The organism is Curtobacterium sp. PhB172, assembly GCF_003752545.1.
Classification (GTDB): Bacteria; Actinomycetota; Actinomycetes; order Actinomycetales; family Microbacteriaceae; genus Curtobacterium.
In genome coordinates, this window is sequence record NZ_RKIF01000005.1 from 295,410 (window position 1) to 320,060 (window position 24,651).

A 24,651-nucleotide genomic window follows, 5' to 3' on the forward strand; every position below is an offset into this window, starting at 1 on the left:
GCGGTTGCCCGGGCGGCGACCGCTCAGCCGTGCAGGAGCGTCAGCAGTCGTGCGGTCTCGGTGGAGATCGCCTCGCGTCCCGCCGACACGTACTTCCGGGGGTCGACCAGGTCGGGCCGCTCGTCGAGCACGGTGCGCAGGGCACGCGTGAACAGGCCGTTCAGGTGCGTCGAGATGTTGATCTTCGTCATGCCGGCCTGCACCGCGCCCCGCAGTTCGTCGTCGGACAGCCCCGACGAACCGTGCAGGACCAGCGGGACCGGCACCGCGGCACGCAGGCGTTCCACCAGGTCGCGGTCGACCGAGGCCTCGCGTGTCTGCATCGCGTGCGAGGTCCCGACGGCGACGGCCAGGGCGTCCACCCCGGTGTCGGCCACGAACGCGGCGGCATCGGTGGGATCGGTGCGGACACCTGGAGCGTGCACGCCGTCCTTGCCGCCCACCTCGCCGAGCTCGGCCTCGATGGCGACGCCGGCGGCGTGACACCGGACCGCGAGGGCACGGGTGGCGGCGACGTTCGCCGCGAAGTCCAGGTGCGAGCCGTCGTACATGACGGAGTCCACGCCCAGGCCGATGCCGGCGGCGACGAGGTCCGCGTCCTCGATGTGGTCGAGGTGGACCAGGACGTCGACGTCGGCGGCCCGGGCGATCGCCTGGGTCGCGGTCGTGATCGGTGCGAGACCACCGTGGTACCGGACGCAGTTCTCGCTGATCTGCAGGATGACGGGCAGTCCGGCCCGCTCGGCCCCGGTGACGATGGCCTCGGCGTGCTCGAGCAGCACGACGTTGAACGCGCCCACGCCGCGGTGTGCCGTGCGGGCGGTGTCGAGCAAGCCCGTCAGGGCGAGGTCGGTGATCATGCTGTGGTCCTCGTTCGGTCGGAGTGGGTCAGGAAGCGGTGGACATCGGCGGGGTCGACCTCGCCCGCCACCGGGCGCAGGACGGCTGCGGCGCCGTGGGCAGCGGCGGACCGGAGCGCTCGGAGCAGGGTGTCGTCGGTGAAGGGGGCGCCGGTGCCCTGCTGGTCACCCGATCGGACCAGGGCACCGACCAGACCGGCAGTCGCTGCGTCGCCCGCCCCGGTCGGGTTGCCCGAGACGCCGGGCACCGCTGGGACCTCGAGCACGTGGTCCGTCGTGTGGGCGGCGATGCCGTGCGCACCGCGGGAGACCACGACGACGCCCGCGCCGCGTTCCAGCAGCCGGAGGGCGGCGGTGCGTTCGTCCGCGGCACCGGTGGCCTCGAGCAGCTCTTCGCGGTTGGGCTTGCAGACGGTGGCACCCGCGCTCGCCGCCGCCAGCAGTGCGGCACCGGAGCAGTCCACGACGCTCAGGACGCCGTGCTCGTGGGCCGTGGCGACCCAGCGCGCGACGACGTCGGGTGCGGCACCGCCGGGCAGCGAACCGGACACCACGAGGGCGGTGGAGTCGGCGCGGCCGAGCAGTCCGTCGACCGCTGCGGCGACGGCGTCCCACTCGGTGCCGGTGAGCACCGGGCCCGGCTCGCCGAACATCGTCGGGTGGGCGACGTCGTCGACCACGGTGACGGTCGTGCGGGTCGTGCCGGACACCACGACGTCGGTGTGGTCGAGGCCGAGATCGTCGAGCGCGTCCGAGATCCAGCGGCCGGGCGTTCCCCCGAGGGGCAGGACGGCGTGCGTCGCCACACCCGTCGCCGCCAGGACCCGCCCGACGTTCAGGCCCTTGCCACCCGGGTGCCGTGCGACGTCGAGGACCCGCTGGGTCTCGCCGATGCGCTGTTCGGCGACCCGGTACGTGACGTCGACGGCCGGGTTCGGCGTGACGACGACGATCACGAGATCACCGCCGTCCGCAGGGGGTTCCGCACCGCACCGGTGTCGGGGTCGAGGACGAGGAGGTCGGCAGGTGCGCCGACCGTGAGCGGCGCCGGTCGACCGAGCAGCCGAGCCGCACGTGTGGCCGAGGCCGCGACGACCTCGGGCCCCGCGACCCCGCTCGTCAGCAGCGCACGGACCGCGTCGGCGACGGTGATCGTGCTGCCCGCCAACGACGACCCGTCGGCGAGCACGGCGACCCCGCCGCGCACCGAGACCGCGGACCCGGCGATGGTGTGGTCACCGTCGGGGCAGCCCGTCGCCGACATCGCATCGGACACGAGCACCAGGCGGCCAGGGGCGATCCGCTGGACGAGCCCGATCGTGGTGGGGTCGAGGTGGTGTCCGTCGACGATGCACTCGAGCAGCACGCGGTCGTCGGTGAGGGCGACCCCGACCGGCCCCGGTGTGCGGTGGTGCAGCGGCGGCATGCCGTTGAACAGGTGCGTGACGAGCGTGGCACCGGCGTCGATCGCGCGGCGGGTCTGCTCGTCGGTGGCGTCGGTGTGCCCGATCGCCACGACGACCCCGGCGGCGACGAACCGCGCCACGGTGCCGAGGGCGCCGGGGAGCTCGGGGGCGAGTGTCACGACCCGCAGCGCGCCGTCGGCGGCAGTCAGGTACGCGTCGACCTCGAGCGGGTCCGGGGCGTGGAGCAGGTCCACCCGGTGGGCTCCGCGGCGGGCCGGGGACAACCACGGCCCTTCGAGGTGCAGGCCCGCCAGCGTGCCGTCCGAGGTGAGCAGTCGTAGGCGCGCGAGGGCTGCGACGGTGTCGTCGGGACGCCCGGTCGCGATCGAGGCGACGAGCGTCGTGGTCCCCCGTGACCGGTGGTGCGCGGCGGCGACTCGGGCGTCCGCTGCGGAACACGTCGCGAAGTCGTGGCCGAGTGCGCCGTGGGCGTGCAGGTCGACGAAGCCCGGCACGACGGTGCCCTCGACGGTGACCGCGGAGTCTGCGCGCGGCGGTGTGCCGGCACCGACCGCGAGAACGGTGGCATCGTCGCCGAGGACGAGCCACCCGTCGTGCAGGTCGTGGGCGGCGGTCACGATGCGTGGCGCGCGGACGAGCGTGGTCACAGCAGCACCCCGTTCTCGAGCACCCGCCGTGCGAGCAGGCCCGCGCCGATGGCTCCGGCGGCGTCGCCGTGGGTGGCCGGCAGGATCTCCGGTGCGCGGACCCCGACGAGCCGCTCGGCCACCGCCGTGCGGAGCGGCCCGAACAGCAGCGGGCCGGACTCGGCGAGTCCCCCGCCGACGATGACGGTGTGGCAGCCGGCGACCGCGGTCGTCCAGGCGAGGGCGTCCGCGAGCACGGCGACGCAGTCGTCCCAGACGGCGGTCGCCACGGGGTCGCCGTCGCGCACCCGGAGCATGGCTGCGTGCGCCGATGCCGACCCGGAGCGGCGTGCGACTCCCCCGGCCGATGCGATCTCCTCGACCCGGCGCCCCGCGTGTGGTCCGGAGGGGATCAACACCTGGCCGATCTCCCCCGCCCATCCGCCCCCGGACACGACCTGGCCGTCGACGACCAGCGCGCTGGCCAGGCCGGTGCCGACGGGTACGAACGCGACCGATCCGCGGGACAGAGCCGTGTCACCGGTGTGGGTCTCGGCGAGGGCACCGGCGCGGACGTCGTGGCCGAAGGCGATCGGGACGTCGACACCGCGTCGGACGAGCTCGGCCCGCACGAGGTCGCGGACCGGCACGTCCCGCCACCCGAGGTTCACCGCGAGGACGACGGTGCCGGTGGCTTCGTCGACGACACCCGGCGTGACGAGCCCGACGGCGTCGAGCCGACCGTGGTCGAGTGCCCGCACTGCCAGGTCGGCGACGGTCACGGCCAGTCGGAGCCCCGACGGATCGTCGCGCGGCGTCGGGACCCGGGTCTCGTCCAGGACGAGTCCGTCGGCGTCGGTCAGCCGGGCCTTGGTGCCCGTGCCGCCGACGTCGACCCCGAGCACCGCGCCTGCGCCCGCCATCAGGTGAGGATGACCGACCGCGTCAGCGAACGGGGGTTGTCCGGGTCCAGCCCACGGCCCTCGGCCAGGGCGACGGCGAACCGGTGCACGACGACGAGGCCGGCGATCGGGTCGAGGTCGTGCTGCACGAAGCGCGCACCGGTGGCGGCGACCTCGTCGGCCAGCCCCTGCGGTGCGGCACCGAGGGACCAGACGAGCCGGCCGGGCTGCGCGATGGCGATCGGCCCGTGCCGGTAGTCCATCGCCGGGTAGGACTCGGCCCAGAACTGCGCGGCCTCCCGCGTCTTGAGTGCGGCCTCGAAGGTCAGGCCGACGGCGGCACCGCGGCCCACGAAGGAGACCTGCTCGGCGTCGAGCAGGTCGTCGATCGGCAGGGTCAGCGCGATCTCGGCCTGGGCGGCGAGGGCCTCGACGTCGTCGCCGATCGACGCGCGCAGCAGGGCGAGCGCCGTGGTGGCGAACCGCGTCTGCACGACGGAGCGCTCGTCGGCGAAGGGCAGTGCGACCACGTCGTCGGCAACGGCCGCGGCGGGGCTTTCCGCGACGGCCGTGATCAGGACGGTGCGCTGCGACGGCAGCGCCTGCAGCAGGTCGACGATCTCGGTCGTGGTGCCCGAGCGGCTGATGGTGAGCACACGGTCGTACTCGCGCGATGCGGGGTACTCGGAGCCGGCGAAGGCGTCGGTGACCCCGAGGCCGGCCTGCTCACGGGCGACGGCGTAGCTCATCGCGATGAACCAGCTCGTGCCGCAGCCGATGACGGCGACGCGTTCACCGGGCTGGGGGAGCGCGTCCGAGAAGGTCGGCAGGAGTTCCGCGGCGGCGCGCCAGGTCTCCGGCTGGGAGGCCAGTTCGGCGCTCACGAAGGTGTCGGTCATGGGAGCCTTCCGGTCCGGTTCGATCCGGGTGATCGATGATCAGGAAGCGTAGCGAGCGATCGTGCGCGATGGAAGACCAAAGCGTCAATTCCGATCACCGAGCGGTCGCGATGGCACCGTAGGATGGCCGTCATGACCCCCCAACAGCGGCTGAACGCCCTGCTCGAACTGGTGAGCGAACGCGGCAACGTGTCGATCGCCGAGATCGGGGAGCTGCTGGGGATCTCGGCCGCCACGGCCCGACGCGACCTCACGACGCTCGCCGACCAGCGGCTCGTCACGCGCACGCACGGCGGAGCAGCGGCGCTCGGGGCCGGCTACGAACTGCCCCTGCAGTACAAGATCGCGCGCCAGGCCGAGGCGAAGACCGCCATCGCCCGTGCCGCCGCGCGACTGGTGCAGCCGGGCGAGACCGTCGGGCTGAACGGTGGGACCACCACGACCGAGGTCGCGCGGGAACTCGGCAAGAGCGAGCGGTTCATCCGTGCCGACGGCGAGTTCGGGATCACGATCGTGACGAACGCGCTCAACGTCGGGTACGAGCTGTCCGTCCGCGCCAACGTCAAGATCGTGGTCACGGGTGGGGTGGCGCGGCGGCAGTCGTACGAGCTCGTCGGCCCGCTCGTCCGCGACACCCTCGACGAGTTCGCACTCGACCTCGTGGTCCTCGGGGTGGACGGGCTCACCGGGCAGTACGGCGCCACGACCATGCACGAGGGCGAGGCCGAGGTCAGCCGGCACTTCGCCTCGGTCGGCCGACGGGTCATCGTGGTCGCCGACTCGACCAAGATCGAGCGGTCGACGTTCGCCAGGATCTGCCCGCTGGACCGCATCGACGTCCTGGTCACCGACCAGCCCGTCCCGCCGGCCTTCGCAGCCGACCTCGCCAGCGCCGGCGTGGAGCTCGTCGTCGCCGACTGAGCCGACGGACGAGCGCCCGGATCCCGGGCGCGACGTTTCGATCGTGTAAAACCCTCCCGTCGTGGACCCATGAGCGATCCGTGAGCGCCTATTGTGCATTCATGATCGATTCGGCATCATGGGCGTCACAATCACGCAAAGGAGCGAGATGAGCATGGGCGTTGACAACGGGATCCTCCGCGTCGCGGTGATCGGGATGGGCCAGCGGTCCGCCATCGCACGGCACGTCGCCGAGGCGGTCGCCGCGGACCCGGCACTGCGGGCGCAGGTCGTCGCCGTGGCGGACGTCACCGCAGCGGGCCGGGAGCGCGGGCGGGACGAGTACCCCGATGCGCTGGTGGTCGAGCACCACCGGGACCTCACCGACCAGGTCGACGCTGCGATCGTGACCACGCCGGACTGGACGCACGCCGAGATCGCGATCGACCTGCTCCGCGCGGGCATCGCCGTCTACCTCGAGAAGCCCCTCGCCATCACGGTCGAGGACGCCGACGCGGTGCTCAACACCGCCGCCGAGACGGGCACCCCGCTCTACGTCGGCCACAACTTCCGCCACGCGGCCGTCGTCCGCCTGATGCGCGAGATCGTCGACCGCGGCGAGATCGGCGAGGTCAAGGCCGTCTGGTGCCGCCACTTCGTCGGCAACGGCGGGGACTACTACTTCAAGGACTGGCACGCCGACCGTGCGAACGTCAACTCCCTGCTCCTGCAGAAGGCCAGCCACGACCTGGACGTCATCCACGCGCTCGGCGGCGGGGACACCAGTCGCGTCGTGGGCATGGGGTCGCTGTCGGTCTACGGCGACGTCACCGACCGACGGGACCGCAGCGGCGAGCTGATGGGGGACTGGTTCTCCCACGACAACTGGCCGCCGCTCGCCCAGACGGGGCTGAACCCCGTCGTCGACGTCGAGGACGTCTCGATGGTGATGATGACGCTCGACAACGGCGTGCAGGCCAGCTACGAGCAGTGCCACTTCACCCCGGACTACTGGCGGAACTACACCGTCATCGGCACCGAGGGCCGCCTCGAGAACATCGGCGACACCGGCGGTGGCGTCGTGAAGGTCTGGACGCACCGTCGCGGCTGGGACACCGCGGGGGACCGCGAGTACCCGATCGACGGCGTCGAGGACGGCCACGCCGACGCCGACCTGATCACCATGACCGAGTTCCTGCGGTCCGTCGCCCTCGGCGAACCGACGGAGCTGTCCCCGATCGCGGCGCGCGCCGCGGTCGCCGCCGGTGCCCTGGCGACCCGTTCGCTGCGCACCGGTTCCGTCCCCATCGACGTCCCGCCGCTGCCGGCCGAGACGATCGCGCACTTCAGCCGGCCCGCCACACCCTCCACACGACCCGCTCCGCACCCCACCCACCCCGCCCAGACCGTCGGTTCCTGACGGCCGTGCGAAAGGACCTCCCGATGACCGCACACATCCCCGCCCGAGGAACCGGCGTCCGCCGGATCCTCGTCGGCGCCGTCGCCGCCCTCGGCGCGGCCGCACTCCTCGCCGGGTGCTCCACGTCCTCCGGGGCGTCGAGCTCCGGCGGCGACTACACCGCCGCCGCGAAGGACACCAAGGCGAACCTGACGTACGCCGTCTGGGACGAGAACCAGGTCAAGGCGATCAAGGCCAACCTCAAGGGCTTCAACGAGGAGTACCCGGACATCAAGGTCAGCGTCGACGTCACGCCGTTCGCCAACTACTGGACGAAGCTGCAGACCCAGGGCTCGAGCAACACGCTGCCCGACCTGTTCTGGATGAACGGCCCCAACTTCCAGCTGTACGCGGCCAACGGCAAGCTCGCGCCGATCACCGGCGAGGTCAAGGCCGGCGACATCGACCCCGCGAAGTACTCGAGCGCGCTCAACGACCTGTACACGTACGACGACACCCAGTACGGCGTGCCGAAGGACTTCGACACCATCGGCGTCTGGGTCAACAAGGCCCTGTTCGAGAAGGCCGGCATGGACCTGCCGTCGAAGGACTGGACCTGGGACGACTTCCAGAAGACCGGCGCCGAGCTCAGCGAGAAGCTCAAGGCCGACGGCGCGTACGGCGCGGCCGGCGGCATGGACGGCCAGACGACCTACTACGACACGATCTTCCAGGCCGGGGGATCGGTCGTGAACGCGGACGGCACGAAGTCCGAGTACGCGTCGAAGGCCTCGGAAGCGGGCCTGCAGTTCTGGACGGACCTGATCGACTCGGGCGCTTCGCCGTCGATGAAGCAGCTCACCGACACCACCGCCGACCAGTGGTTCACGTCGGGCAAGCTCGCGATGTACCAGGGCGGCAGCTGGTTCCGCTCGGCCCTGACCGGCACCGCGATGGAGAAGGACATCGTCGTGTACCCCCTGCCGAAGGGCAAGGAACAGGCGACCGTCATCCACGGTGTCTCGAACGTCGTGTCCGAGGCGAGCAAGAACAAGGCCGCGGCGCAGGCGCTCCAGGTCTACCTCGCCGGCAAGACCGCCCAGCAGCAGCAGGGCGACATGGGCGCCGTCATCCCCGCCTACGAGGGCACGCAGTCCGCCTTCACGAAGACGATGCCGGACGCCGACCTGCAGGTGTTCCTCGACGCCGTCGACTACGCCAAGCCCCTGCCGGTGTCGAAGAACACCGCCGCGTGGAACACCCTCGAGACCAACCTCCTGCCGAACGCCTTCGACGGTTCGACCCCGGTCGACGACGTCGCGAAGCAGCTCGCGCAGAAGATGGACGCCGCCCTCGCCAAGGAACAGTGAGTCCCGAGCCGATGACGATCAACACCGAGCGGCCGCAGGCCGCCTCCACCCCCGCCCGGACGACGCGTTCGTCCGGGCGGGGCGCCCCCGGCCCGACGGCCGGCGGCAAGCGCGCACCCCGACGGACCGACGGCTGGTGGCCGTGGCTGTTCGTCCTGCCGCTGCTCATCGGCGTCGGCACGTTCTACATCTGGCCGATCATCCAGACGTTCTGGTACTCCTTCACCAGCTGGGGCGTGTTCGGCGGTGCGACGTTCAGCGGCGTCGCGAACTACGTCCGGCTCGCCGGTGACCCGCAGCTGTACCAGTCGCTGCTCAACACGATCGTCTACACGGTCATCGTGCTGGCCGGCATCCCGATCGCGGTCTGGCTCGCCAGCCTGCTGAACACCCCGGGCCTGCGGTTCGCGCAGTTCTACCGGGTGCTCTTCTTCCTGCCCTACGTCGCCATGCCGGCCGCGATCGCCCTCGTCTGGCGCATCATGTTCAACGGCGACTACGGCATCGTGAACTGGTTCATCGGACTGTTCGGCATCGACGGTCCGTACTGGATCTCGACGCCCGGGTTCGCGCTCGTCGCGGTGAGCTTCGTCGGCCTGTGGTCGTCCCTCGGGTTCTCGATGATCATCCTCGGCGCGGGCCTCAAGGACATCCCCCCGGAGCTGTACGAGGCCGCCGAACTCGACGGCGCAAGCCGCTGGCGGCAGTTCCGCTCCGTCACGGTCCCGCTGCTCAGCCCGAGCATCTTCTTCGTGGTCATCGTCACGACGATCTCGAGCTTCCAGCTGTTCGACCTGCTCTACGCCATCCTCGGCAGCACCAACCCGGTGATCCCGAAGACGATGTCGCTCGTCTTCTACTTCTACAGCGCCGGTTTCATCGACAACGACAAGGGCTTCGCGGCCGCGATCGCCATGGTGATCTTCCTGCTCATCGGCATCGTCACGCTCGTGCAGTTCCGCGTCCAACGGAAGTGGGTGCAGGCATGACCGCAACCGTCACACCGCCACGGGCAGCACGCCGGCCCGGTCGTCGCGGCGGCAGCCACTGGTGGATCCACGTTGTCCTCGGCGTCGGCGGCTTCGCGATGGCGTTCCCGTTCGTGTGGCAGATCATCATGTCGCTGTCCACGAACGCCCAGGTGCAGTCCGTCACGCCGACGTTCTGGCCGGGGGAGCTGCAGTGGCAGAACTACGCGCAGGTGTTCGAGCGTCTGCCGTTCCTCAGCCAGCTCGGCACGTCCGTGTACGTCACGATCATCCGCACCCTCGCGCAGATCGTGCTCTGCACGCTCGCCGGCTACGCCTTCGCCCGCATGCGGTTCCGCGGCCGGGCGATCCTGCTCGCGATCGTGCTGTCGATCCTGCTCGTGCCGTCGCAGGTCTACCTGATCTCGCAGTACCAGATCGTGCAGGGGCTCGGATGGCTCGACACCCTGATGGGGATCGTCGCGCCGGGCCTGTTCAGCGCGTTCGGCACCTTCCTGATGCGGACGGCGTTCCTGAACATGCCGCCCGAGCTCGAAGAGGCTGCGCGCATGGACGGCGCGAACCCGTTCCAGACGTTCTGGCGGATCATGCTGCCGCTGGCCCGTCCCTCGATCAGCGTGCTCGCGATCACGACGGTGCTGTGGTCGTGGAACGAGCTGCTCTGGCCGCTCGTCGTCTCGACCCGTGCCGAGGACATGCCCCTCGCTGCAGGACTCGCGACGCTGTCGAGCGACCGGACGATCGACTACCCGGTGCTCATGGCCGCGAGCCTGATGGCCATGGCCCCGGTGCTCATCATGTTCATCGTCCTGCAGCGGCGGGTGATGGACGGGCTTGCCTCGTCCGGTCTGAAGTGACCGCCGACACCCCCGGCCAGGAGGCCCGTCCCGCGTCCGTCGCGGTCCTCGCCGCCGCCGTGGGGTCGCCGGACGACTCCGCCTCGGTGGCGGCCGCACTGGCCGCCACCGTCGCCGACGCGGAGCCCGCCCAGCGGGACGCCCTGCTGATCGCCGCGTTCCGCGCGTCCGTGCCCGGCAACGCCGCGGCGCTCGAGGCGCGGGGACTCCCGCGCAGCCTGGCGGAGGCGTCCGTCGCCGACGTCGGCCGGAAACTCGACCGGTACGGTCTGCGTGGCACGGGGGTGGACTGGCTCGTCGCGGTGGCGACCGGTCGCGTGGTGGCCGTGGGGCGCCTCCAGTACGAACTCGGCGACCACCTGCCGGACGGCCAGCCGGCATGGGGCGTCCACGTCCCGGAGACCGGGCCGCTCGATCCGGATGCCTGCGACCGGTCGTTCTCCCGCGCGCCGGAGGTCCTGCGCGCTCTCACACCGGCGCTCGCCGCCGACCGGTGGCAGTGCCGCTCGTGGATCCTCGATCCCGGTCTGGCCACGGTGCTCGGTCCCGACGCGAACCTGGTGCGCTTCGCCCGACGGTTCCGGCTCGCGCTACCCGGCCCGCACGACGCCGCCGAGGGTGACGAGAGCGCGGCGAAGTTCGTGTTCGGCGTGCCGCTGGCCACCGCGCGGGGCTCGAACGCGTCCGGTCGACTGCCCAGGGCGGTGCTCGACCGGTGGGCGGCGGGCGCGCACTGGACCGAACGGACCGGCACCGCACCCGTCGTCTGATCGCGCGCAGCAGCCAGCGCGTACCGTGCAGCGCATGACGAAGCCCGACCACGACCACCTCGACGACGGCGTGGACATGACGTTCGAGGAACGACGCCAGGACACCTTCCGGCGCATGTCCGGGTCCGACGCGCATGACGCCGATCCCCGGGTCGAGGTGTCCCGCGCCGAGGACGGCGACGTCCGCATCGACGTCGCCGACACCGCAGCCGTGCGCCCCGGCGGTCCGAAGCGCGCCTGAACCGTCGCCCCGTCAGCCGGTGACGGTGGGGCACGGCATGATCGTTCCGTGCACCTCGTCCTCCGCCGTGTCGACGGCGGCGTCCTCGCGACGCCCCTGACCGACTCGGGGACCGCTGATGGTGAGCCGATGCGCGTGGACGAGTCGGGCCTCCCGGCCTTCGTCGCGGCGCACGACGCACCGAGCGTGCGCTGGGTGTGGGACGACACCGCACGCTGGTACCCGGCCGTGCTCGCCGCCGGCGGACGCGTGGGGCGCTGCGTCGACCTGCGGTTGTGCCGACGGATCCTGCGCGCAGCGTTGGCCGCGCGCGGTTCCGCACTCGCGGCCGCACCGGCGGACGCGCTCGACGCGCCGGTGGCGGAGGCCCGGGTCGTCCGGCCGACGCAGGCCCAGCTCTTCGACGACGCCCTGTTCACCGCGTCGGTGCCGGACGACGACGTCGACCCGGTCGCCGAGTTCCGGGCCCAGCTCGCGGCGGTCGCGGGGTCGACGTCGCCCGGTGCCCTCCGTCTGCTGACGACGGCGGAGTCCGCCGGAGCCCTCGTCGCGGCGGAGATGCTGCACGCGGGGCTGCCGTGGCGTGCCGACGTGCACGAACGCTTGCTCGAGGAGACGCTCGGGCCGCGCGTCCCGTACGGCGTGCGGCCGCGCCGGCTCGAGGAGATCGCCGCCGTCGTCCGTGAGCGCCTCGACGACCCGACGCTCAACCCGGACTCGCCGGCCGACGTCCTGCGGTCGTTGCGCCGTGCCGGGCTCATGGTGACGAGCACCCGCAAGTGGGAGCTGCAGGAGATCGAGCACCCCGTCATCGAACCGCTGCTCGAGTACAAGCGACTCGCGCGGCTCCTGACTGCGAACGGCTGGACGTGGCTCGACGACTGGGTGCGCGACGGCCGGTTCCACCCGAAGTACGTGGTCGGCGGCGTCGTGACCGGACGCTGGGCGGCCGACGGCGGGGGAGCGATGCAGCTGCCGAAGGGCATCCGCGGGGCGGTCGTCGCCGACCCGGGCTGGAAGCTCGTCGTGGCTGACGCTGCGCAGCTGGAGCCGCGCGTGCTCGCCGCGATGGCCGGTGACCGCGCGATGGCCTCCGCGGGCGACGGACGCGACCTGTACGACGGCGTCGTGGCCTCGGGCGCAGTCGAGACCCGGCAGCAGGCGAAGGTGGCCATGCTGGGCGCGATGTACGGCGCCACCCAGGGCGAGGGTGGTCGGCTCGTCCCGCGCCTGGTGCGGGCGTTCCCGCGCGCGCTCGACCTGGTCGAACGCGCCGCACGCGCGGGGGAGCGGGGCGAACCCGTCACGACGCTGCTCGGTCGGACGTCGCCCGTGCCGGAGTCGTCGTGGTTCGAGGCCAGGAACCAGGCCTACACGGTCGAGGGGACCCCGGCGATGCAGCGTGCCGTCGAGTCCCGGGCGCGGAGCTGGGGGCGGTTCACCCGGAACTTCGTGGTGCAGGGGACCGCGGCCGAGTGGGCGCTCGCGTGGATGGGGTCGTTGCGCTCCCGGCTCACCGCGCGGTTCCCCGGGGCCGTGACGGACGGCCCGCACCTGGTGTTCTTCGTGCACGACGAGATCGTGGTGCACGCGCCGGAGGAGCACGCCGAGTGGGTGGCGACGCAGATCCGTGACGCCGCGGTCGATGCCGGTCGGCTGTTGTTCCAGGACTTCCCGGTGACGTTCCCGCTGTCGGTCGCGGTGGTGGGGGCGTACTCCGAGGCGAAGGACTGACCGGTACCTGCCTCGGCGGTTCCCGGGCGCTTCGGGCAGGCTGGAGGGATGGACACCGAACGCGGGGACGCCGCCGACCGCACCGTCGGCGAGGTCGACCTCACCCGCTGGCGCACCCGCGCGGGCCGGGCGACCGCGCAGGGGTGGACCACCCTCGGCCACCGGTACGGCGCGATGCCGCTCCTGCTGCTCACGCTGGCCGTCGGGATCGGCATCGCCGTCGTTGCGACCTGGCTCGCCTCCGAGGTCTACGACGCCGTCCGCGAAGCCGACGACGTCGCGGTGCTCGACCGTCCGGTGCTCGACTGGGCACTCACCCTCCGGTCGCCCGTGGGGGATCGCCTGGTCACGTGGTGGACCGACATCGCGGGCACGATCGGCATGCCCATCGTCGCCCTCGGGTTCCTGGTCGGGTTCACCATCCAGCGTCGGGCGTGGACCCCGTTGGTGCTGCTCGTCGCGGCGAGTGGCGGCTCGCTGCTCATGACGATCGCGGGCAAGGACCTCATCGGTCGAGCGCGTCCGCCGCTCTCCGACGCGGTGCCGCCGTACGAGCACTCGCCGTCGTTCCCGTCCGGCCACACCCTCAACGCGACGGTGATCGTGGGGACGATCGTGTACCTGCTGCTCCTGCGACAGTCGCGGGTCGTCACGCGGGTGTGGACGATCGTTGTCGGCACCCTGTTCGTGCTGTCGGTCGGGGCCTCGAGGGTGTTCCTCGGGCACCACTGGCTCACCGACGTTCTGGCGGCGTGGGCGCTGGGGCTCGCCTGGCTCGCCCTCGTGATCACGGCGCACCGGCTGTACCTGACGGCGCTCCGCCACGGTGCCGAACCCACCCCGGACTGACCCGGATCAGGGACCGGCGGCAGAGCCCCGTCAGCCGTTACGGGTAGGTTGCCCCGCATGGAAGAACGGGTCTTCGGCGGCAGGTACCGCGTCACGGGCACGCTCGGACACGGTGGCATGGCGTCCGTGTACCGGGCGGTCGACGAGCAACTCGGCCGCGAGGTCGCCGTCAAGGTGTTCCGCATCGGACCGGTCGACCACGGTGAACGCGCCCGAGCCGAGTCGGAGATCCAGACCCTCGCGACACTGCGCAGCCCGACCCTCGTCACCCTGTACGACGCCGCCCTCGACGACGAGGACGGGGACTCGTACCTCGTCATGGAGCTCGTCCCCGGCAGCGACCTCGCCACCCGACTCCGCGAGGGACCGCTCGACCCCACGACCGCGGCCCGTGTCGGCTCGCAGGTGGCCGACGGGCTGAGCGCCGTGCACGCGCAGGGCATCGTCCACCGCGACGTGAAGCCCGCCAACGTGCTGCTCGAACGCGACGGCACCCACGTCAAGCTCGCCGACTTCGGCATCGCCCTGCTCCGGGACGCCTCGCGCGTGACCGGCACCGGCACCGTGATGGGGACGGCTGCGTACCTGGCGCCGGAGCAGGTCCTCGCGCAGGAGATCACCGGCAAGGCCGACGTCTACGCGCTCGGGCTGGTGCTGCTCGAGTGCATGACCGGCAAGACGCCGTTCCCGGGCAGTGCGATCGAGTCCGCGACCGCGCGGCTGACCCGCAGCCCGGAGATCGACCAGCACCTGCCGACGGCCTGGCGCACGCTGCTGCACGTGATGACCGCGCAGGACCCCTCCGAGCGCCCGAGCGCGGCCGAGGCGGCCGAACGACTGCGCGCCCTGGGCCGCGACGAGCCCTCCACCGCCACGCAGCTGCTGCCCGGCGGGCCCGGAACACTCACGGCGGCCGCAGGCGGTGCGGCCGGCGCTGCCGCAGCCGGTGCCGCCGCCGCAGCCACGGCTCCGATGGCCGCGCACGCGGACGACGCGACCCGCGTGATGCCGGCGACTGGCGCCTCCCGTCCGGGTGGACAGTCGGGTGCGGACGACGCGACCCGCGTGACGGACGCCCAGCAGCCGAACGTCGCGGACGACGTTTCGACCACCGTCCTCGGTGCCCAGCGCGGCGCCGGCGGCCCGACCGGCGCAGCCGGAGGGGTGCCACCCGCGGCCCCGCCCGTCCGCCCGGGCGCCGGCGACGACCCGGCGCAGCGCGAGAAGCGGCGCAAGGGACCGATCATCACGGCGATCGTCGTGGTGATCCTGGTGCTCGTCGGCATCGGCGTCGCGGTCTTCGCCCTGAACGGGGACGGCGACAGCACGCCCGCACCGACGGACTCGACCTCGACCGCACCGCCCGAGCAGGAGCCGAGCGAGGACCAACAGCCGAGCGACGAGCAGCAGCAGCCGAGCGAACCGGCCGAGCAGCAGCCCTCCGAACCGGCCGAGCAACCGTCCGAGCCTGCTGAGCAGCCGAGCGAGGAACCGAGCGAACCGGCGCAACCGACGCAGGACCCGCCGGTCGGTCCCGAGCCGAGCAGCCCGGCGTCCAACCCGGTGCAGCAACCCCAGGACGGCACCGGCGCGGCGGACACCGCGGTCGACTCCGGGCCCGGCAAGTCCGAGAACGCGCCCGGGCAGAACAAGGGCTGACACGCCGAGCGTTTTCGTCCAGACGCTGGACCAAATACGCTGGACCCGTGCGAGAACTGCAACGGAGCGGTGGGCCGACGACGGCCGTCGCGGCGCGGAACGGTGTCGGCTTCGGATCGTCGGAGGGGTGGCTGGTCGAGCGACCAGCGGGTGACGGTGCCGTCGTGGCGCTCGTCCCCGGCTCCGGTGGCCGAGTGGTCGCACCCGGCGACGAACTGTCGTGGGTCTGGTTCCCCGAACGCACGCTGCCGCAGGGCGCCACCGAGCCCACCGAGGCGGACCTGCCGCACTTCTGGGACGCCACGGCCTTCGCCGTCGACGTCGTCTTCACCGACGGCACACGACTGAGCGAGCGCGAGGCCGTGCGTGGCGGACAGGCTCGCGACCAGTACGGCGACCCGCTCACGCCCGAGGCGCAGGACGCGGCCCGCAAGCAGTGGGTCGACCAGTGGAACCGTCGCGCGGTGGACCTCACGCCGTTCGCGGGGCTGGTCGTCGACCGACTGGAGGCCCGGCTCGGCTCCGTCACGCAGCCGTCGGACGCCGACGGGGAGCGTCCAGCCCTGCGCGGCTGGCTCGACGACGTCCGGATCGCCCCGGCACGCCCGGCACCGGTCACGCCGCTCGACCACGTCCGCACGACCCGCGGCACGCAGGCTTCGTCCCGGTTCTCCCGCGGCAACAACGCGCCGCTCGTCGGCATCCCGCACGGCGGGGTCTTCGGCCTGCCGATGACCGACGCGTCGAGCAACCGCTGGCCGTACGCGTACCAGGAGCACTCCCGCACCGAAGCCGACGGCCGGGTTCGACCGGCGATCCAGGCGTTCGCGACGAGCCACATCCCGTCGCCGTGGATGGGGGACCGCGGGGTGTTCCAGGTCATGCCGTCGCCACTCGACACCCCCGACGTCGACCGGGCCGCCCGCGCGCTCGGCTTCGACCACGACGACGAGATCGACGGTCCGCACCGGTACCGGGTCGCCCTCGACCAGGGTGTGACGGCCGAGATGACCGCGGGGGAGTTCGCCCTCGGCTTCCGGTTCACCGGCACCCGCAGCATCGTGCTCGACCACCACGGGTGGGTCTCCGACGTCTCCGTGACCGTGACCGACGGCACCGCCGTGGTCGAGGCCCTGCTCGACGACCGCCCCGGCACCCCGCCACACCACGTGCACGTCCGGATCCCGCACGTGACCGCGGACCACACCAGCATCGGCGAGCACGAGCTGCGCGGCTGGCTGGCCGTGGACGGCACCGCTGTCGTCGACGTCCTGCTCGGCATCTCCACCGTCTCCATCGAGGACGCCCGCGCGAACCTCGACGCCGCCGGCTCCTTCGACGCCATGGGCACCCGCGCCGAGGCGCTCTGGACGGAGAAGCTCGCGACCCTGTCGTTCGACGGAGCCACCCCGGACCAGCTGGTGAGCCTGTACTCCGGCCTCTACCGGCTGTTCCTCTACCCGAACCGTGCCGGCGAGACCGCCCTGACCGGGTCGCCGCACCACCGCTCCCCGTACGGAGCCGTCCTCGCCGACCCGATCCGCGACGAGCCCGGGCCGGAGGTCGTCGAGGGGCCGTTCACCACCACGAACGGGTTCTGGGACACCTACCGCACCGCCTGGCCGCTCCTCGGACTCCTCACCCCGGAGACCGCCGGCGAGCTCGCGCAGGGCTTCGTCGAGCACCACCACGACGGCGGGTGGACGCCGCGCTGGAGCGCCCCCGGCGCCGAGGACTGCATGACGGGCACCACGAGCGACACCGTCTTCGCCGACCTCGCGGCGAAGGGCATCACCGGGTTCGACCTCGCCGAGGCGTACCGGAGCGCCGTGCGGAACGCGACCGTCCCGCCGCGTGACGAGCGTGTCGGACGGAAGGGGAGCCTCCCGGGCGCCTTCCGCGGCCACGTCGACACCGCGACGTCCGAGGGGATGTCCTGGACCCTCGACGCCGCCATCAACGACTGGGGACTCGCGGTGATGGCGGGGCTGCTCGCGTCGCGGGCGGGCACGCCCGCCGACCTGTCCCGGTACGAGGCCGAGGCGGAGTGGTTCGCCCGTCGATCGCTGCAGTACCGGCACGTGTTCGACTCCGAGCGGGGCTTCTTCATCGGCCGCGACCCCGACGGCTCGTGGCGGGTCGGCACCGAGTTCGACCCGCGCGACTGGGGCGACGACTACACCGAGACGAACGCGTGGGGTACTGCCTTCACCGCACCCCACGACGGCGCCGGCATCGTGGACCTGCACGGCGGCCCGGCGCGGTTCGACGCCACGATCGACGCCTTCTTCGCGACGCCCGAGACCGGCGCGACCGTCCGATCCGGCGCGTACGGCTTCCCCATCCACGAGATGACCGAGGCCCGCGACGTCCGGATGGGCATGCTCGGCCTGTCCAACCAGCCGGCGCACCACATCCCGTTCTTCCCGATGTTCACCGGTCGGCACGACGACGCGCACCGGATCGTCCGCTCGGCTCTGGAACGACTCTTCGTCGGTTCCGACCTGGGCCAGGGCTACCCCGGCGACGAGGACAACGGCGAGATGAGCGCCTGGTACGTCTTCGCGACGATCGGCCTGTACCCGCTGGCGCCGTCCACGGGCACCTACGTGCTCGTCCCGCCGTCGGTCCGCAGGACGGTGCTGCGGCAGCCGGGAGGCGCGGAGACCGTCATCGAGGTCGCCGACGGTTCCGCAGGTGCCTACGTCGCGTCGGTGACGGTCGACGGCTCGCCCTGGACCTCGGTCAGCATCCCGCACCACGTGGTGGTGTCGGCGTCGCGCATCGTCTTCACGCTGTCGTCCGAACCGCAGGGGTGGGCATCGGACACCCGCCCGGTCTCGGCCTCCGAGGTGCACGGCTACCGGGACGCCCCGGTCGACCTGCTGCCCGTCGGGATGTCCTCGAAGGGCTCGTCGCCACTGGTCGACGACACCGGACGGACCCTCACGGCGCTCGCCGCGGGGGAGTCGGTGTCGTTCGACGTGGACTGCCCCGCCGCGTCGCTGTACACCGTGACGGTGGCGACCCCGGGTTCGTACTCGTGGCAGGTGTCCCTCGGCGAGACGGTCACGGCGGTCGACGGTGCCGAGTTCACGTGGGCCGGGCAGACCCGGGTGTTCCGGATCATCGGCGGTGGTTCGTCGTTCACGTTCACCGCCGGCACCGACCTGACGCTGACGCAGCTCGAGCTCATCGCGGCCGACGGACAGCGTTGACCCGGCGTTCACCGAGCGGGAGCATGCTCGCGCCATGTCGATGAGCGCACCGTTCGATCCCGAACAGCAGGGCCGGTCCATCCCCGTGGACGGCAGTGACGAGTCCGAACTCGAGATGGAGGAGGACCGCGGCGCCGACGTCGGCGACGACTCCGCCGACCCGAGCGTCTCGCCCGTCAGCCACCACGATGAGGACGAGGCCGGCGGCGGCCCGGTGTTCCGGCGTCCGCACGCCGGCGAGCGGCTGCACCCGGACGACCTCTGACCGTTCCGGGGGTCCTCCGGGGTTTCTTGGGCGATTGCCAAGCGGCTCGGGCATGCTCGTGCGCATGTCGATCGCGAACTCGTGGGACCCGTCCGGTGGCCGTGCAATCCCAGAGGACCAGGTCCGTCAAGACGGGCTCGAACTCGACGAGGACCCGGCGATGCTCGGGATCTCGTTCGACGTCGTGGGTGGTGCCTCCGCCGACCCCGCCGGGGTGTCCCCGGTCGACGTGAACGTGCCGACGCCGAGGTCTGCGGGCTCCGCCTCCGACGACTAGCGCGCGCCCGGTCGAATTGGCCATGCGGCCCCATCTGGTCGTTAGTATTCCAGAATGGTACCGACGGCTTACGTGGACGAGTCCGAGCCCGGAGACGAACGTGACCCCGGCGCGTACATCCTCGGGGCGGTGACGGTTGCCGACAGCGATGCTGAGCGGTTCCGGGACTCGCTCTGCGCCATCAAGCCACGATCGGCGCGGAAGCTGCACTGGTCTGAGAGCGACGCCCGGCACCGTACCGGGATCGTCGGGATGCTGTGCGACCATCCGTTCGAAGCCATCGGGGTCGTGATCGTGACTGACCGATCCGTCCGGAGCGAGCGTCGTCGCCGTCTTGCTCTTGAGCACTTGATCCTCGAACTCCGCGCGAGCGGTGTCGACCGAGTTGTCCTCGAATCTCGCGGGCCCTCGGACCGGAACGATCGCGCGCACCTTGACGCCCTGCGGTCACGCAAGTTGGTTCACGGGCTCGTGTTCGAGCACCTGCCGGGTGGTCGCGAGCCACTTCTCTGGGCGGCGGATGCGGTCTGCGGCGTGGTCGCGCTGGCTCGGCGAGGGGAAACGGCCTATCTCGAGCAGCTGGATCACGTGCTGAGCGTCCACGAACACCGTCGGTGAACGCGCGAATCCCCGGGCCCCGCTATACCGCAGGAGCTCCCGGGGATCACTTCCGCACCCACCTCGATGGGGCGACTGGTCTCAGTGTGACATATCAGGCGGGATGGCGGAAGGGTCGGGGACCCGGTACTTGAAGCCGACGTGCGATCCGGTGAAGCCGAGGCGCTCGTAGAACCGGTGCGCATCCGTCCGGGCGGCGTCCGAGGTGAGCTGCACGAGCGGGGTCCCGAGGTCCGGCGCTGCGACGTCGGTCACCCAGCGCATCAGCGCGCTGCCGATGCCACCGGAGCGGAGTGCGCTGCTGACCCGCACCGCCTCGACGAGCAGCCGCGTCGAACCGCGGCGGGCCATGCCCGGGATCCGGGTGAGCTGCAGTGTGCCGACGAGCCGACCGGACTCGTCCTCGGCGACCAGCAGCGCGTTCGTCGGGTCCTCGGTGATCGATCGAAGGGCCGCGGCGTACTGCGGGCGGTCCTCCGGGGCGGCGACATCGCCGCGGGCGGCACTGATCGGGTCGTCGGACAACAGCGCCATCAGGGCGTCGAGGTCGCCGTCGGCCGCGTTCCGCACCACCACCGAACCGGCGCGGGCGGACAGGCGGACGGGCAGGGTGAGGTCGTGGAGCACGACTCCACCCTGCCCGACGGACTCACGGAACGGTGTGCCCCGCAGCGGTGAAGATCCGGTACCACTCCTCACGCGACAGCTCGACGTCCGAGCCGGCCGCCGAGTCGCGGACACGCTGCGGGTTCGTCGTGCCGAGGACGACCTGGAAGTGCGCGGGGTGCCGGGTGATCCAGGCGACGGCGATGCCGGTCGGGGTGACCCCGTGCGCGGCGGCGATCTCCTCGAGGGCGTCGTTGAGGTCGGCGTACTGTTCGCGGTCGCCGAGGAAGACGCCGTCGAAGAACCCCTTCTGGAACGGCGACCAGGCCTGCAGCGTGATGTCGTTGATCCGCGAGTAGTTGAGTATGTCGTTGTCGCGGGAGATCGACTGGTCGAGGCCACCCATGTTCGCCGTGAGGCCCTGCGCGATGACGTTGGCGTGGGTGATGCTCAGCTGCACCTGGTTGAACGCGAGCGGCTGGCGGACGTGCTTCTTGAGCAGGTCGACCTGGCCGGGGGTGTGGTTCGAGACCCCGAAGTGGTGCACCTTGCCGGCGGCGTGCAGCTCGTCGAAGGCCTTCGCGACCTCTTCGGGCTCGACCAGGGCGTCGGGGCGGTGCAGGAGCAGGACGTCGACGTACTCGGTCTGCAGCGCGGCGAGCGATTCGTGCACGGACTCGAGGATGTGCTCGTACGAGAAGTCGAAGTACGCGCCCTTCGGCGTCGGTCGGATGCCGACCTTGGTCTGCAGCACGATCTCGGCGCGCTCCGCGGGCGACAGCGTGACGGCCGCGCCGAACCGCTCCTCGCAGCCGTGCCACTCGCCGTACACCGCGGCGTGGTCGAACATGTTCACGCCCGCGTCACGCGAGGCGCTGTAGAGCGCGCGGATGTCCTCGTCGCTCATGTCGTTGATCCGCATCAAGCCGACGACGACGTCGGATGCGGTGAGGTCCGTCTGTGGCAACTCCAGTGTCTTCACGCCCACGATCCTGCCAGCCGGTCCCCGGTGCAGGCAGGCCCTGCCAGTACCCCAGGCCGGCGCATCGGGCACCCGCTCAGTGGACGGAGAACCCTCCGTCGACCGCGATCGACTGCCCGGTGACGTAGGCCGACCCGGGGCCGGCGAGGAACACCGCCGCCGCGGCGAAGTCCGACGCGAGTCCGTTCCGGCCGACCAGCGTCCGCGCCGCGAGCGCTGACACCGCGGCCGGGTCGGAACCGAGCCGCTCGTTGAGCGGGGTGCGCACGAAACCGGGGATGAGGACGTTGGAGGTGACCCCCTGCGCGGACCAGGCCTCCGCTTGGGACCGGGCCAGTGCCTCCAGGCCGGCCTTGGAGACCCCGTACGCGCCGCTCGCGGCGAACGGACGGTGCGCCTGCTGCGAGCTGATGCTGATGATCCGGCCGTGGCCACGTGCTGCCATGCCGGGCGCGAGCCGCTGGCCGAGCACGAAGGGTGCGTCGAGGTTCACGGCCATCGTGGCGTCCCAGGTGGCCTCGTCGAGGTCGGCCATCGGCGGCCGGAGGTTGATCCCCGCGGAGTTCACGAGGACGTCGACGTCGCCCGCCGCGTCGGCGAGGGCGTGTGCTCCGGCACGCGAGGACAGGTCCGCGACGATGCCGTCGGCCGAACCTCCAGCGGCGCGGACGTCGTCGACCGTAGCGTCGATGGTTGACCGTGTCCGAGCAGCGACGAGCACGTGCGCACCCGCGTCGGCGAGTGCGGTGGCGATGGCGCGTCCGATGCCGGAACTGCCTCCCGTCACCAGGGCGGTGCGTCCGTCGAGACCGAAGAGCTGCTGCAGCGACATCCGGCCAGGCTAGCGAGGCCCCGTACGCTGGGCCGGTGCGTGACGACCTGCTGCCGATGCTCGCCTGCCCCGTGTGCGCCGAGCCCCTCGGCCGGGTGGACGGCCAGGTCGGCTGTGCGACCGGGCACCGGTTCGACGAGGCGAAGCAGGGCCACCTGACGCTCCTGCCGGCGAAGCGTCGGGCGCTCACCGCGGACACCCCGGAGATGGTCGACGCGCGGCTGCGGTTCCTGGGGCGCGGGCACTACGCGCCCGTCGAGCGGGCGCTCGCTGACGCCGTCGCCGAGGCGACGGCCCCCGGCATCGTGCTCGACGTCGGGTCCGGTCCGGGAACGTACCTGGCGCATGCGCTGGACGCAGCGCACGTTCCGGACGGTACGGACGGTACGGACGGTACGGACGGGAGGCTCGGGGTCGCGTTGGACCTGTCGGCCATCGCGATCCGACGGGCGGCCCGCGTCCACGAACGTGCCGGAGCCGTCGTCGGGGACGTGACCGAGCGCCTCCCGGTCGTCGACCACGCTGCCGCCGTCGTCCTCGACGTCTTCGCACCGCGCAACCAGACCGAGTACGCCCGCGCCCTGCACCCCGACGGCGTGCTGGTCGTCGTGACCCCGCGCACCGGCCACCTGGCAGAGCTGGCCGAGGCGACGATCTCCGTCGACCCGGAGAAGGAGCGGCGGCTGCACGACTCGCTCACACCGTCGTTCGTCCTACGGTCCTCCGAGGACCTGACCTGGACGATGGACCTCTCCGCCGAGGACGTCCACGACGTCGTGCACATGGGGCCGAGCCACCACCACGTCGCACCGGACGCGGTGTTCGCCCCGGCGACGGTGACGGCCGCGGTCACGGTGTCGACGTGGTCGCCGACGCGCTGACCGCGGCCCTCGGAACGCGCTAGCGGTCGGCCGGGGCGACGTCGAGCTGCCAGACCACGCCGAACCGGTCGCGGAGCTGCCCGGCGAGCGGCGCCCAGGCCGAGGGAGCGAGGGGCTGCCGGATATCGGCGCCGTCGGACAGCACGGCCCAGTACCGCTCGATCTCGACGGTGTCGTCGCCGTGCACGAACACGTAGAACGCGTTCGATCCCTGGTCGTAGGGCTGCCCGGGCCAGACGTCGAAGGCCATGACCCGGAAACCGGCGTCGGTGGAGACCTGGCCGAAGACGACGCGGTCCGTCCAGGCGGGATCGTCCAGGGCGCCCATCTGCCCGTAGGTGGCGGCGGTGACATCGCCGCCGAAGACCGATGCGTAGAAGTCGAGGGCCTCGCGGGCGTTGCCGTCGAAGTTGAGGTGGGTTGTCGTTTCGATGCTCATGGAACGAGGATGACCGGCAATGCGGTCAGATCGTGTCCGCTTCTCCGACGAGAATGATCGACATGGCCGGACCCTCCTCGCGCATGCTCGCGCTGCTGTCGCTGTTGCAGGTGCACCGCGACTGGCCGGGCGACGAGCTCGCCGGACGCCTCGAGGTCAGCCCCCGCACGGTCCGCCGCGACGTCGACCGGCTCCGCGAGCTCGGGTACCGGGTGGAGGCGCTCCGCGGACCCGCTGGCGGGTACCGACTCGCGGCGGGCTCGGACCTGCCGCCCCTGCTGTTCGACGACGACCAGGCGGTGGCGATCGCCCTGGCGCTCGCCGTCGCGCCCGCGTCGGGCGCGGACATCGCGGAGTCGGCTGCCCGAGCACTGGCGACGGTCCGGCAGGTCATGCCCGCGCGGCTCCGGTCGCGCATCGACGCGGTGCAGGCGGTCTCGACGTCCGGGCGGACCCGCACCGACCCGGACGTGCTCGTCGCGGTGAGCGAGGCCGTCCACCTGCGCGAGGTGTTCCGGTTCGGGTACGGCGAGGACGAGACCCCGCACCGGGTGGAACCGCACGCCGTCGTCGCCCGGAACGGCCGCTGGTACCTGCTCGACTGGGACCTCGACCGCGACGACTGGCGCACCCACCGTGTCGACCGGATCACCCCACGGATGCGCACACGGGTGCCCTTCACCCAGCGGCCCGTGCCCGGTGGCGACCCCGCGGCCTTCGTGTCGGCGCGGTTCAAGGGATCGGCGCAGGCCGACGTGTGGCCGTGCGTCGGTTCGGTCACCGTGACGGCCGTGGACGCACGGACGATCACGCCCTACCTGCCCGAGGACGCCGTCGTCGTACCCCTGTCCGACGAGCGGAGCCGGGTGACGCTCGGTTCGTGGTCCTGGTCGGGGCTCGCCGGAGCGTTCGCGGGGTTCGCGGTCGACTTCGTCGTCGAGGGTCCCGAGGACCTCCGCGTCGCCGTCGGTGCGCTGGCGACGCGGCTCCGGGCGGCGAGCGCGCGTTAGCGGGGCGCATGCGTCCGCCGGGGCGGCGTGAGGAAACCGTT

General features: G+C 72.1%; 25 protein-coding genes. 16 read left to right on the plus strand and 9 right to left on the minus strand.

What is annotated here, in order from left to right:
- Positions 1 to 23 precede the first annotated feature (23 nt).
- From EDF42_RS02455 to EDF42_RS02475, 5 genes are read right to left on the minus strand one after another with little or no spacing between them, the layout of a single operon-like run.
- Positions 24 to 860 carry a class II fructose-bisphosphate aldolase gene (locus EDF42_RS02455; RefSeq protein WP_185002952.1) on the minus strand — a complete coding sequence of 279 codons (837 nt, stop codon included), beginning with the start codon at positions 858 to 860 and terminating at the stop codon, positions 24 to 26.
- Entirely contained in the window at positions 857 to 1,816 is a 960-nt protein-coding gene (locus EDF42_RS02460; RefSeq protein ID WP_123671368.1) for a 1-phosphofructokinase family hexose kinase, read from the minus strand. The genes EDF42_RS02455 and EDF42_RS02460 overlap by 4 nt, the downstream gene beginning before the upstream one ends.
- On the minus strand, positions 1,813 to 2,934 hold the full coding sequence (nagA, locus tag EDF42_RS02465) for an N-acetylglucosamine-6-phosphate deacetylase (protein WP_123671369.1): 1,122 nt from the start codon (positions 2,932 to 2,934) through the stop codon (positions 1,813 to 1,815). The genes EDF42_RS02460 and nagA overlap by 4 nt, the downstream gene beginning before the upstream one ends.
- Positions 2,931 to 3,836: an ROK family protein gene (locus EDF42_RS02470; RefSeq protein WP_123671370.1), complete on the minus strand. Its 906-nt coding sequence runs from the start codon at positions 3,834 to 3,836 to the stop codon at positions 2,931 to 2,933. Before EDF42_RS02470 ends, nagA begins: the two co-directional genes overlap by 4 nt.
- A complete protein-coding gene (locus EDF42_RS02475) occupies positions 3,836 to 4,714 on the minus strand; it encodes an SIS domain-containing protein (RefSeq protein ID WP_123671371.1) in 879 nt (292 codons plus the stop codon). Before EDF42_RS02475 ends, EDF42_RS02470 begins: the two co-directional genes overlap by 1 nt.
- A 132-nt stretch (positions 4,715 to 4,846) precedes the next feature.
- Between EDF42_RS02475 and EDF42_RS02480 the strand changes: the two genes are divergently transcribed.
- The 14 genes from EDF42_RS02480 to EDF42_RS02545 all read left to right on the plus strand — a co-directional run bounded on the left by EDF42_RS02480 (position 4,847) and on the right by EDF42_RS02545 (position 19,860).
- Positions 4,847 to 5,635 carry a DeoR/GlpR family DNA-binding transcription regulator gene (locus tag EDF42_RS02480; RefSeq protein ID WP_165901013.1) on the plus strand — a complete coding sequence of 263 codons (789 nt, stop codon included), beginning with the start codon at positions 4,847 to 4,849 and terminating at the stop codon, positions 5,633 to 5,635.
- 148 nt (positions 5,636 to 5,783) lie between these two features.
- Positions 5,784 to 7,034 (plus strand): Gfo/Idh/MocA family protein, encoded by a 1,251-nt coding sequence (locus EDF42_RS02485; protein WP_123671372.1) that lies wholly within the window; start codon positions 5,784 to 5,786, stop codon positions 7,032 to 7,034.
- A 23-nt stretch (positions 7,035 to 7,057) separates the two neighbouring features.
- Positions 7,058 to 8,383, plus strand: a complete 1,326-nt coding sequence (locus EDF42_RS02490) for a sugar ABC transporter substrate-binding protein (RefSeq protein WP_123339407.1) — start codon at positions 7,058 to 7,060, stop codon at positions 8,381 to 8,383.
- Between the two features lie 11 nt (positions 8,384 to 8,394).
- Complete coding sequence (locus EDF42_RS02495) at positions 8,395 to 9,372, plus strand: carbohydrate ABC transporter permease (RefSeq protein WP_111083559.1); 978 nt, start codon at positions 8,395 to 8,397, stop codon at positions 9,370 to 9,372.
- Complete coding sequence (locus EDF42_RS02500; RefSeq protein ID WP_165901014.1) at positions 9,369 to 10,229, plus strand: carbohydrate ABC transporter permease; 861 nt, start codon at positions 9,369 to 9,371, stop codon at positions 10,227 to 10,229. The genes EDF42_RS02495 and EDF42_RS02500 overlap by 4 nt, the downstream gene beginning before the upstream one ends.
- Positions 10,226 to 10,999, plus strand: a complete 774-nt coding sequence (locus EDF42_RS02505) for a hypothetical protein (RefSeq protein ID WP_123671373.1) — start codon at positions 10,226 to 10,228, stop codon at positions 10,997 to 10,999. The genes EDF42_RS02500 and EDF42_RS02505 overlap by 4 nt, the downstream gene beginning before the upstream one ends.
- Positions 11,000 to 11,033: 34 nt before the next feature.
- Complete coding sequence (locus EDF42_RS02510; protein WP_111083557.1) at positions 11,034 to 11,240, plus strand: hypothetical protein; 207 nt, start codon at positions 11,034 to 11,036, stop codon at positions 11,238 to 11,240.
- A 48-nt stretch (positions 11,241 to 11,288) separates the two neighbouring features.
- On the plus strand, positions 11,289 to 12,974 hold the full coding sequence (locus tag EDF42_RS02515; protein ID WP_123671374.1) for a bifunctional 3'-5' exonuclease/DNA polymerase: 1,686 nt from the start codon (positions 11,289 to 11,291) through the stop codon (positions 12,972 to 12,974).
- A 48-nt stretch (positions 12,975 to 13,022) separates the two neighbouring features.
- On the plus strand, positions 13,023 to 13,823 hold the full coding sequence (locus EDF42_RS02520) for a phosphatase PAP2 family protein (protein WP_123671375.1): 801 nt from the start codon (positions 13,023 to 13,025) through the stop codon (positions 13,821 to 13,823).
- Positions 13,824 to 13,880: 57 nt separating this feature from the next.
- Complete coding sequence (locus tag EDF42_RS02525; protein ID WP_123671376.1) at positions 13,881 to 15,482, plus strand: serine/threonine-protein kinase; 1,602 nt, start codon at positions 13,881 to 13,883, stop codon at positions 15,480 to 15,482.
- A 47-nt stretch (positions 15,483 to 15,529) separates the two neighbouring features.
- Positions 15,530 to 18,700, plus strand: coding sequence for a GH92 family glycosyl hydrolase (locus EDF42_RS02530; protein WP_260235009.1), 3,171 nt, complete (start codon positions 15,530 to 15,532; stop codon positions 18,698 to 18,700).
- Between the two features lie 34 nt (positions 18,701 to 18,734).
- Positions 18,735 to 18,965, plus strand: a complete 231-nt coding sequence (locus EDF42_RS02535) for a hypothetical protein (RefSeq protein ID WP_017887929.1) — start codon at positions 18,735 to 18,737, stop codon at positions 18,963 to 18,965.
- Between the two features lie 64 nt (positions 18,966 to 19,029).
- On the plus strand, positions 19,030 to 19,242 hold the full coding sequence (locus EDF42_RS02540) for a hypothetical protein (RefSeq protein ID WP_139179591.1): 213 nt from the start codon (positions 19,030 to 19,032) through the stop codon (positions 19,240 to 19,242).
- A gap of 72 nt (positions 19,243 to 19,314) precedes the next feature.
- Positions 19,315 to 19,860, plus strand: a complete 546-nt coding sequence (locus EDF42_RS02545; RefSeq protein ID WP_123671377.1) for a hypothetical protein — start codon at positions 19,315 to 19,317, stop codon at positions 19,858 to 19,860.
- Between the two features lie 81 nt (positions 19,861 to 19,941).
- Here the strand turns inward: EDF42_RS02545 and EDF42_RS02550 are convergent, their stop codons facing one another.
- The 3 genes from EDF42_RS02550 to EDF42_RS02560 all read right to left on the minus strand — a co-directional run bounded on the left by EDF42_RS02550 (position 19,942) and on the right by EDF42_RS02560 (position 22,280).
- Positions 19,942 to 20,487, minus strand: coding sequence for a GNAT family N-acetyltransferase (locus tag EDF42_RS02550; protein ID WP_123339413.1), 546 nt, complete (start codon positions 20,485 to 20,487; stop codon positions 19,942 to 19,944).
- Positions 20,488 to 20,509: 22 nt separating this feature from the next.
- Complete coding sequence (locus tag EDF42_RS02555) at positions 20,510 to 21,448, minus strand: aldo/keto reductase family oxidoreductase (RefSeq protein WP_123339551.1); 939 nt, start codon at positions 21,446 to 21,448, stop codon at positions 20,510 to 20,512.
- A gap of 76 nt (positions 21,449 to 21,524) precedes the next feature.
- On the minus strand, positions 21,525 to 22,280 hold the full coding sequence (locus EDF42_RS02560) for an SDR family NAD(P)-dependent oxidoreductase (protein ID WP_123671378.1): 756 nt from the start codon (positions 22,278 to 22,280) through the stop codon (positions 21,525 to 21,527).
- Between the two features lie 35 nt (positions 22,281 to 22,315).
- Between EDF42_RS02560 and EDF42_RS02565 the strand changes: the two genes are divergently transcribed.
- The gene (locus EDF42_RS02565) at positions 22,316 to 23,161 is read left to right on the plus strand and encodes a putative RNA methyltransferase (protein WP_123671379.1); all 846 of its coding nucleotides are present in this window, start codon (positions 22,316 to 22,318) and stop codon (positions 23,159 to 23,161) included.
- 19 nt (positions 23,162 to 23,180) lie between these two features.
- Here the strand turns inward: EDF42_RS02565 and EDF42_RS02570 are convergent, their stop codons facing one another.
- Positions 23,181 to 23,600 carry a VOC family protein gene (locus EDF42_RS02570; RefSeq protein WP_123671380.1) on the minus strand — a complete coding sequence of 140 codons (420 nt, stop codon included), beginning with the start codon at positions 23,598 to 23,600 and terminating at the stop codon, positions 23,181 to 23,183.
- A gap of 62 nt (positions 23,601 to 23,662) precedes the next feature.
- Here EDF42_RS02570 and EDF42_RS02575 point away from each other — a divergent pair, with 62 nt between their 5' ends.
- Complete coding sequence (locus EDF42_RS02575) at positions 23,663 to 24,610, plus strand: YafY family protein (protein ID WP_123671573.1); 948 nt, start codon at positions 23,663 to 23,665, stop codon at positions 24,608 to 24,610.
- Positions 24,611 to 24,651: the final 41 nt, after the last annotated feature.